The organism is Mycobacterium sp. SMC-4, from assembly GCF_050205565.1.
Taxonomy (GTDB): Bacteria; Actinomycetota; Actinomycetes; order Mycobacteriales; family Mycobacteriaceae; genus Mycobacterium.
In genome coordinates this window covers 287,950-296,687 of the sequence record NZ_JBNMQU010000008.1, presented here as the reverse complement: position 1 = coordinate 296,687, position 8,738 = coordinate 287,950, and the positions used below count along the sequence as shown (strand labels likewise).

Annotated in this window: 9 protein-coding genes; 1 reads left to right on the top strand and 8 read right to left on the bottom strand. The window is 67.6% G+C overall.

What is annotated here, in order from left to right:
* A partial coding sequence (locus ACQI46_RS16410) for an SAVED domain-containing protein (protein WP_427095066.1) occupies positions 1-223 on the top strand: 223 nt, incomplete at its 5' end.
* Positions 224-347: 124 nt separating this feature from the next.
* On the opposite strand, the gene dnaB is transcribed toward ACQI46_RS16410, so the two are convergent.
* The 8 genes from dnaB to ACQI46_RS16370 all read right to left on the bottom strand — a co-directional run bounded on the left by dnaB (position 348) and on the right by ACQI46_RS16370 (position 8,680).
* Positions 348-1,736 carry a replicative DNA helicase gene (gene dnaB, locus ACQI46_RS16405; protein WP_427095065.1) on the bottom strand — a complete coding sequence of 463 codons (1,389 nt, stop codon included), beginning with the start codon at positions 1,734-1,736 and terminating at the stop codon, positions 348-350.
* 495 nt (positions 1,737-2,231) lie between these two features.
* Positions 2,232-2,687, bottom strand: coding sequence for a 50S ribosomal protein L9 (gene rplI / locus ACQI46_RS16400; RefSeq protein ID WP_427095064.1), 456 nt, complete (start codon positions 2,685-2,687; stop codon positions 2,232-2,234).
* Between the two features lie 19 nt (positions 2,688-2,706).
* Complete coding sequence (gene rpsR, locus ACQI46_RS16395; protein ID WP_427095063.1) at positions 2,707-2,964, bottom strand: 30S ribosomal protein S18; 258 nt, start codon at positions 2,962-2,964, stop codon at positions 2,707-2,709.
* A gap of 40 nt (positions 2,965-3,004) precedes the next feature.
* Complete coding sequence (locus ACQI46_RS16390) at positions 3,005-3,511, bottom strand: single-stranded DNA-binding protein (RefSeq protein WP_427095062.1); 507 nt, start codon at positions 3,509-3,511, stop codon at positions 3,005-3,007.
* A 99-nt stretch (positions 3,512-3,610) separates the two neighbouring features.
* Positions 3,611-3,901 carry a 30S ribosomal protein S6 gene (gene rpsF / locus ACQI46_RS16385; RefSeq protein WP_427095061.1) on the bottom strand — a complete coding sequence of 97 codons (291 nt, stop codon included), beginning with the start codon at positions 3,899-3,901 and terminating at the stop codon, positions 3,611-3,613.
* A gap of 141 nt (positions 3,902-4,042) precedes the next feature.
* Complete coding sequence (locus tag ACQI46_RS16380) at positions 4,043-5,677, bottom strand: glycosyltransferase family 87 protein (RefSeq protein WP_427095060.1); 1,635 nt, start codon at positions 5,675-5,677, stop codon at positions 4,043-4,045.
* Complete coding sequence (locus ACQI46_RS16375) at positions 5,674-8,253, bottom strand: transglycosylase domain-containing protein (protein WP_427095059.1); 2,580 nt, start codon at positions 8,251-8,253, stop codon at positions 5,674-5,676. Before ACQI46_RS16375 ends, ACQI46_RS16380 begins: the two co-directional genes overlap by 4 nt.
* Positions 8,246-8,680: a DUF5318 domain-containing protein gene (locus ACQI46_RS16370; RefSeq protein ID WP_427095058.1), complete on the bottom strand. Its 435-nt coding sequence runs from the start codon at positions 8,678-8,680 to the stop codon at positions 8,246-8,248. The genes ACQI46_RS16375 and ACQI46_RS16370 overlap by 8 nt, the downstream gene beginning before the upstream one ends.
* Between the last annotated feature and the right edge of the window lie 58 nt (positions 8,681-8,738).

Sequence of the window (8,738 nt, the reverse complement as noted above, 5' to 3'; positions counted from 1 at the left end):
CCCATACACCGTCCCGTCCCCCGCCGCCGCCAACAGCCTGGCACTCGCGGTACGCGGCACGGCGCGCCGCAACGCGGGCGACACCGCACTGCACCTGTTCTTGATCGGCCCCCTCGGCCTAGCCGTGTTACTCGGACACCACTGGAACCGCGTGACGACAACCCACGTCTACGAGCACCTCGGCGGAGCCGACTACGTCCATGCCTTCACCGTCGACGCCTAACGCAGCACTGCTCCACGACTCGGCTTCACCGGCTCCCCTTCTTCCTTGCCCCCAGCCGGGCGTCTCAAATCCGTGCCGCCTGACCCGGTTGTTCATCTTCGTTGCATCTCGCAAGAAGGAACCCCTACCGCGCCATGTTCGAGAACCGCGACAGATGCAGCTGGTGCGCCACGGTTACAGTCCTGGTCGGGCCGGCGCGGTGCTTGGCGATGATCAGATCCGCCTCACCGCCGCGCGGATCGTCACTTTCGAAGGCATCGGGGCGGTGCAGCAGTATCACCATGTCGGCGTCCTGCTCGATCGATCCGGACTCACGCAGATCCGACAGCATCGGCTTCTTGTCGGTGCGCTGCTCGGGTCCTCGGTTCAGCTGGCTCATCGCCACCACGGGAACTTCGAGTTCCTTGGCCAAAAGCTTGATCTGCCTGGAGAACTCCGAGACTTCCTGCTGGCGTGACTCCACCTTCTTACCGGAGGTCATCAGCTGCAGGTAGTCGATGACGATCAGGCGCAGATCGGACTTCTGCTTCAGCCGTCGCGCCTTGGCGCGGATCTCCATCATCGTCAGGTTCGGCGAATCATCGATGTACAGCGGCGCTTCGCTGATCTCGCTCATCCGGCGGGCCAGCCGCGTCCAGTCGTCGTCGCTCATCCGGCCCGACCGCATATCGGCCAGTTTGATCTTCGCCTCGGCCGACAACAGACGCATGACGATCTCGGTCTTGCTCATCTCGAGCGAGAACACGATGCTCGGCAGCTGGTGCTTGATCGAGCAGGACCGCATGAAATCCAGACCCAAGGTCGATTTCCCCATACCCGGCCGGGCCGCGACGACGATCATCTGGCCGGGATGCAGCCCATTGGTCAGCTCGTCGAGATCGGTGAAGCCAGTCGGCACGCCCTTGGAGATGCCGCCCTCGGACGCGATGGCGTCGATCTCGTCCATGGTGGGCTGGAGGATCTCCTCCAGGATCACGAAGTCCTCGCCCGTGCGGCGCTCGGTCACGTCGTAGATCTCGGCCTGCGCGCGGTCCACGATGTCGTTGACGTCGGCCCCGTCGGCGCCGGCGTAGCCGTACTGCACCACCCGTGTGCCGGCCTCCACCAGACGCCGCAACAGCGCCTTCTCCGAGACGATCTCGGCGTAGTAGCCGGCGTTGGCCGCCGTGGGCACCGTGGAGATCAGCGTGTGCAGATAGGGCGCCCCGCCGACGCGGCGCAGCAGCCCGCGCCGGTCCAGCTCGGCAGCCACGGTGACGGCATCAGCCGGCTCTCCGCGCCCGTACAGGTCGAGGATCGCGTCGTAGACGATCTGGTGGGCCGGCTTGTAGAAGTCACCGGGACGCAGCTTCTCGAGCACATCGGCGATCGCGTCCTTGCTCAGCAGCATGCCACCGAGCACGGCCTGCTCAGCCGCAGGATCCTGCGGGGGCTGGCGACCGAAATCCTCGCTGGGCGGTGGCTCCGCCGCCGCGGTATCACCGGGACGACCCAGATCATCTACGACTGCCACGCAGTGTCGCACCCCCTCCATATTCGGTTCGAACGCCTTTTCGAGGAACGATAAGCACGGGGTCTGACAACGCGTCGGCGACGCCCGGATCGGTTCCTGCGACGGCCAACGCTAGACGTTGCTGGTGCAGGCGCAAGCAGCCCTTGTTAGTCAAGGTGTGGATGGAGTGTGGATATCTCTGGTGAGCCATGTTGAGCCCTTGGGGACAACCTGTGGATCAACACCCTTGTTCATCCGGTTTCTGCAGGTAATAGCACCACAAGCGCGCCCAACTACTGTGGATGACAAATTGCTCGGCGTGTCGTGTCAGGCAGCCGTTTCGGGCGTGTTGCGTTACGACCCAGGGCCGGGAAGGTTAACAGCAGGGATTGTTCGCTGTACTCACTTTGCCCAGAAAATGTTCGCCACAGCCTGCCCGAAGACACAGCAACGGCCGGGTAGGGACCTCTGGGGTCCCTACCCGGCCGTATGAGAGCTGGGTTGGCGCTCCGGCGACTAGCCGGCCACCACGTTCAGCGACACCGTGGCGTTCACGTCGGGGTGCAGACGCACCGTGACGGGGTGCGTACCAACGGCCTTGATGTGTGTTTTGGGCAGCTGCACCGTGCGCTTGTCGAGGTTCGGGCCGCCGGCCTTCTTGATCGCCGCGACGACGTCGGCCGCGGTGACCGAGCCGAACAGCTTGCCCGTGTCGCCGGCCGTCTTGACGGCCAGCTCGACGGCGTCGAGGGCTTCCAGGGCCTGCTTGAGCTCGTTGGCGTGCTCGAGCCCCTTGACGCTCTTGAGCTCCTGCGCGCGACGGATGTCGTCGGCCTGGCGCTGCGCACCACGGGTGGCCACGATGGCCAGGCCGCGCGGCAGCAGATAGTTGCGGCCGTAGCCGTCCTTCACCTCGACCGTGTCACCGGCCGTACCGAGGTTTTCCACCTCAGCGGTCAGAATCAGTTTCATCGTTTCGTCCTGTCCTGGCTTAACGCGCCGACGAGCTGAACGGCAGCAGCGCGACCTCACGGGCGTTCTTCACCGCGATCGCGATATCCCGCTGGTGCTGAACACAATTGCCGGTGACGCGACGCGCACGGATCTTGCCGCGCTCGCTGATGTAGGTGCGCAGCAGCGCGGTGTCCTTGTAGTCGATGGCCTGCCCCTTCTTGGAGCAGAACACGCACTTACGGGTCTTGACCGGCTTTTCCGGTGCCGGCCGCCTCTTGGTGGAGGACTTCGCCATGTCTATCTCTTTCTAGAAATCTCAGATGAGTTGGTGTTGATCAAAAGGGAGGCTCGTCGTCGGCGCCACCGCCGAAGGAACCCGACGCGGGCGCACTGCCCCACGGGTCGTCGGCCTGGCCGCCACCACCGGCCCGCGATCCGCCGCCACCGCCGCCGAACCCGCCACCGCCGCCACCGCTGCGGCTGGCCTTGTTGACCTTGGCAGTCGCGTAGCGCAGCGAGGGTCCGATCTCGTCGACCTCGACCTCGACAACGGTGCGCTTCTCGCCCTCACGGGTTTCGAAGGACCGCTGCTTGAGCCGGCCGGTCACGATGACACGCGAACCGCGGGTCAGGCTCTCGGCGACGTTCTCGGCAGCCTCACGCCAGATGTTGCAGCGCAGGAACAGCGCCTCGCCGTCCTTCCACTCCCCGCTCTGGCGGTCGTAGATGCGCGGAGTCGACGCCACGGTGAAGTTGGCCACCGCGGCCCCCGACGGGGTGAAACGCAGTTCCGGATCGGCGGTCAGATTTCCGACGACGGTGATTGTGGTGTCACCAGCCACGAGTTCCTCCTGTGCAGTGCTAGTCGGCTCTTCGCGCAAGCGGCTTCGCAGCGCGTGTTGCGCGCGAGCCTACGCAGCGCCTCCGACGAGCGGCGGCTTTCAGTGCTTGTCGGTCCGCATCACCTTGGTCCGCAGCACGGACTCGTTGAGGTTGAGCTGGCGGTCGAGCTCGGACACCGTGGCCGGCTCGGCCTTCACGTCGACCACCGCGTAGATGCCCTCGGCATGCTTGGAGATCTCGTACGCCAGGCGGCGTCGTCCCCAGATGTCGACCTTGTCGACGGAGCCGCCGTCCTTGCGGATGACGTTCAGGAACGTCTCCAACGACGGAGCAACAGTGCGCTCGTCGAGAGTGGGGTCGAGAATGACCATGATTTCGTATGGACGCATAAGGAACCCATCACCTCCTCTGGTCTGGTCGGCCGCGGCGTGTCCGCGGCAGGAGGGTCGCCTGCGTCGGCAACCGGCCCAGGCTACAGGAGGGCGCGCTGATCTGCGAAATCACGCCGGCCTGCAGGCGAATGTGCGGTGTTATTCGCGACGCGCCGTCGCGGGCGTATCAATCGGCACACTCGCGTCGAGGACAGGCGCTGCAGACACCCGCGGCCGCAGCCAGTCCGGCAGCCAACGCGGCGGGGCGTCGGGCGCCCGGTCGAACACACCGCCGGCGGGATCGTCGACACCGCCGCGCCGCACCAGGTCCAGCGCGGGCCGGTAGATCTGCCGGACCACCAACGCGCACAGGATGATCACCGCGATGTCGCGCAGCAACACCGTCGCGGTGAACCACTGCTCGGGCAGGCCGCGGTTCTGCTCGCCGAACAGATAGAGCATCCGGGGCACCCACACCAGCATGTCGATGGTCATCCACGCCAACAGAATCCGGCGGTGCGGCAGCGCCAACACTGCCAGCGGCACCAGCCACAGCGAGAACTGCGGGCTCCACACCTTGTTGGTCAGCAGGAACACCGCCACCACCAGAAACGCCAGCTGCGCCACCCGCGGACGTCGGGGAGCGGTCAGCGCGATGTAGCCGATCGCGACGCAGCCCGCCGCGAACAGCGTCGCGCTGAACAGGTTGAGCACCGACGGCGGTTCCCAGAATCCGAGCCCCGGGTCGAAGCCCTGCCACCCGGTGAACGACTTGACGACGTTGTACAGCGAGTCCATGTCGTCGCCGCGGCGGGCGTTGAGCCGGAAGAACTCCGACCAGCCGCGCGGGAACAGCAGCATGATCGGCAGGTTCACCACCAGCCAGGCCACCACCGCGGCCCCGGCGGTCTTGCCGACCTCGCGCAGCCGGCCGGCCCGGATTGCCAACAGCGCCAACGGGACCAACAACAGCAGCGGATACAGCTTGGCCGCCACGCCCAGACCGATCAGCACACCGGCCAGCACCGGTCTTCGGCGCGCCCAGGCCAGCAGCGCACCGGCCGCGAAAGCCGTTGCCAGCGCGTCGAAATTGGTGAAGATCTGGAAAATCACGATCGGGGAGCCGGCCACCAGCGCCGCATCCCAGATGCGTCGCGGACCGGCCAGCATCGCCGTCGCCCACAACGTCGTCAGCCAGGCCAGCGCCAGCCCGAACGCCGAGATGTTGAAGAACATCACCACCTCGGCGACGATCGGCACCGACACCAACTTCGTCAGTGCCGTATAGGTTTTCGCCACCGTCATCGACAGGTACTGGTACAGCCCCGTCAGCACCGGATACTCCATGTACCGCACGGCCGGCTGGCCATCGTAGGTGGTGTGCGGATTGCCCTCGGCGTCGGTCTCGATCCAGCTCGACTTGTACGGGAACTTCCCGAGATTCAGCAGTTCCGCGGTGTAGAGCGGCACCGTGTCGGAGTAGCAGAGCTGGTAGTAGGCGCGGTTGTTCTCCCAATTGCCGACGCGCTGGTCGGCGGTGCCGGTGCCGGTGGTCTGCAGGCAGGCGGCCTTGGTGGAATAGCCCAGCGCCAGGAAGATCAGCGCGATCACCATCATGACGCGCAGCGGCGTCATGAACCGGGTGCGTCCGATCAGCGCGTGCCGGCCGACGGGTCCTCCGATGGTGCCCGACAGCGCGGCACCGAGAGTGTCGGTGCGGCTGGGGAAGTCACGGTCGTCGAGGCTGCGCCGATCACCCGCGACAGGGGCCGGCGAGTCGAAGCCCTCCGTCACGGGGGCGGCAGCGGTCCAGGCGGCACGCCGGGTGGCGGCGGCGCACCCGGTGCCACGGGAACCGGGGCGCCCGGTGCGGGCACCCCCGGCGGCGGCGGGATGACCTCAGGGCCCGGCGACACCCCTCCGGCCGGAGCGGGCGGCCCCGCGGGCACGGTCGTCGGCGGACCCCAGGGGATCGTGATGCCCGGCGCGACCTCCAGCGTCGGCTGGATCACCGTCTCCGACGGCGTCGGCGGGGCCGTGGTGCGGGGCGGCGGAGGTGCCTGCGGCACCCCGGCGTACCCGCCGATCTCGGCGGGCTTGGGGAACGACTCCTCGTCGGTGCCCTCGAGCGCCCCGTCCATCGTGGCTTTCCAGATGTCGCTGGGCAGGCCCGAGCCGTAGATCGGCGAACCCCACTTGTTCTCCAGCGGCTTGGTGCCGTCGTTGGTGCCGACCCACACCGCGGTGGACAGCGACGGGGTGAAGCCGACCATCCAGGCGTCGCGGTTGGACCCGGTGTCGCCCAGCTGGTTGGTGCCGGTCTTGGCCGCCGACGGGCGTCCGCCGGCCAGCGCGTGCCCGTTCGAATACGCGGCGATGGGCTGCATGGCGGCGGTGACGTTGTCGGCGACGTCCTTGTCGATGCGCTGCTCGCCGGGGTTGTCCTCCTGCCCCGCGTCGAAGAGCACCTGGCCCTCGCTGTTGACCACCTTCTGCACGAAGTGTGGCTTGCGGTAGACGCCGGACGCGGCCAGCGTCGCGTACGCCGAGGCCATGTCGATGACGCGGGACTGGTACTGCCCCAGGACCACACCGTTGTTGGGCGGTCCGCCCTGGCCGTCCTCGGACAGCGTGTGCTCGACACCCGGGAAGCTCTCGGCGATACCGGCCTTGTGCGCGGCCGCCGCGACGTCGGCCGGACCGTTCTCCAGCTCGAGCATCAACCGGTAATAGCTGGTGTTCAGCGACCGCTTGAGCGCCTCGGCGATGTTGCAGCGCCCACAGCTGTTGCCCTCGACGTTGCCGATCTCGATGCCGTCGACCGTCAGCGGCGAGCTGTCGACCTGATAGCCCAGCCCCATGCCCTGCTCGAGCGCGGCGACCAGCGCGAACACCTTGAACGCCGATCCGGTGGGCAGGCCGGCCTGCGCATAGTCGAACCCGTTGGCGTCCGCGCCGCCGTAGTAGGCCTTGACCCCGCCGGTCTTCGGGTCGATCGACACCACGGCGGCCCGCATGTCCGGGTCCTGGCCGTCCAGATACTCCTCGACCGCCTCCACCGCCGCCGATTGCGCGGTCGGGTCGATGGTTGTGGTGATCTGCAACCCTTCGGTGTTCAGGGTCTGCTCGTTGATGTTGAACAGGTTGAGCAGCTCGTTGATGACCTGCCGCTCGATCAGCCCGTTGGGGCCGGTGGTCTGGTTCTGCGTGGTCGCGACGTCCGGCGGGATGGTCGCCGGGAACTGCTGGGCGTCGCGGTCCTGCGCCGAGAGCGCACCGATCTCCACCATGCCGTCGAGCACCCAGTCCCAGCGCCGTTTAGAGGCTTCCGGATCCACGGCCGGGTCGAGCACCGACGGCCGTTGGATCAGGGCGGCCAGCAGCGCGCCCTCGGACACGGTGAGCTCTTCGACCGGTTTGTTGAAGTACGCCTTCGACGCCGCCGCAACCCCGTAGGCGCCGCGCCCGAAATAGATGATGTTCAGATACGACTGCAGCACCTGGTCTTTGGACCATTCGCCGGACATCTTGGTCGAGATGACCAGCTCCTTGGCCTTGCGGATCACACCGCCGACGCCGGAGCGGGCATCGCCGACCAACGCATTCTTCACGTACTGCTGGGTGATCGTCGACCCACCCTGCAGGTCGCCGCCGAAGACGTTGTTCTTGGCCGCGCGCAGGAATCCGGTCAGCGAGAAACCCGGGTTGGAGTAGAAGTCGCGGTCCTCGGCGGCCATCACCGCGTCCCGCACGTGCACCGGGATCTGGTCGATGTTGACGTCGACACGGTTGCCTTCCGGCGGCACGATCTTCGCGATCTCGCTGCCGTCGCTGGCGAGGATGTTCGACACCTGAGCGGTGCGGATGTCCCCGGGGCTGGGGACGTCGACGATCATGTAGGCCATGCCGAACGTCACCATCGGCAACACGATCAGCACCGCGACCATCGCGAGCAGGCCGCGCCGCAGCCACGTCCAGTTCAGTTGTTGACGCAGGCTCGGCGGCCGACCTGACGGGCCACCCCCCGACGGTCCGCCGCCGCGGGGCGGTCGGCCCGGCGGCGGGGGCGGGGGCGGTTTCCGGGGCCCGCCGTCGAGCGCGCGCTTGACCGCGTCGATCGGGTCGCGCAGGTGCGGCGGACGTTCGTCGCGCACCGGACGCAATACGGCGGTGCGGCGGTCGTCGGGTGTGGCCGGGCGCGGCGGACGCCCGCCGCCCGGCTCCGGCCGGGGCGGCGGCTGCTGTTGCCGAGGCGCCGGTTGCCGGGGCGGCCGTGGTCGCGGCTGTTCCGGACGCGCGCCGGCACCGTCAGCCCGGCGCCCGTCCCGCGGGCGGTTGACTGACCGGTCGTCGCGCGGGTCGCTATTCACTGGCCGTCCGCGCGTTCGAGCGCGCGGTTCCGGTCCGGCGCGGTCCGCGCGAGCCCTTCGGCGGGGGCACCGCCCCGAGCACATACGACTTGACCAGGTGATTCCAGCTGCACGTGCGGCATACCTCCACCACGTGGACCGAGAACTCGTCGTAGCGGGTCGCGAGCAGCACCAACTCCTCGGCGGTGCGCGCCGAACCCGAAACGGCACCCAGGTGATCGCCGAACACCCAGGACACCAGCGTCAGCTGCTCCTTGCGGCAGATGGGGCACATCACCGAACTCGGCTTGCCGTGGAACTTGGCGGCGCGCAGCAGATACGGGTTGGCGTCGCAGACCTCCGCGACTCCGGTGCGCCCGGAGTAGACCTCCGCGAGCAGGGACCTCCGCCGCAGGGCGTAGTCCACTACCTGTCGCTGCAATCGCACGCAGACCAGAGTACGTCGGTGGCTCAGGCGCGGAGGCGAGACATCTGTGTCCAGCGCG

Excerpts from the sequence above, each read along its gene's own strand:
- rplI (WP_427095064.1), bottom strand. The coding sequence starts at position 2,687 with ATGAAACTGATTCTGACCGCTGAGGTGGAAAACCTCGGTACGGCCGGT.
- rpsR (WP_427095063.1), bottom strand. The coding sequence starts at position 2,964 with ATGGCGAAGTCCTCCACCAAGAGGCGGCCGGCACCGGAAAAGCCGGTC.
- rpsF (WP_427095061.1), bottom strand. The coding sequence starts at position 3,901 with ATGCGTCCATACGAAATCATGGTCATTCTCGACCCCACTCTCGACGAG.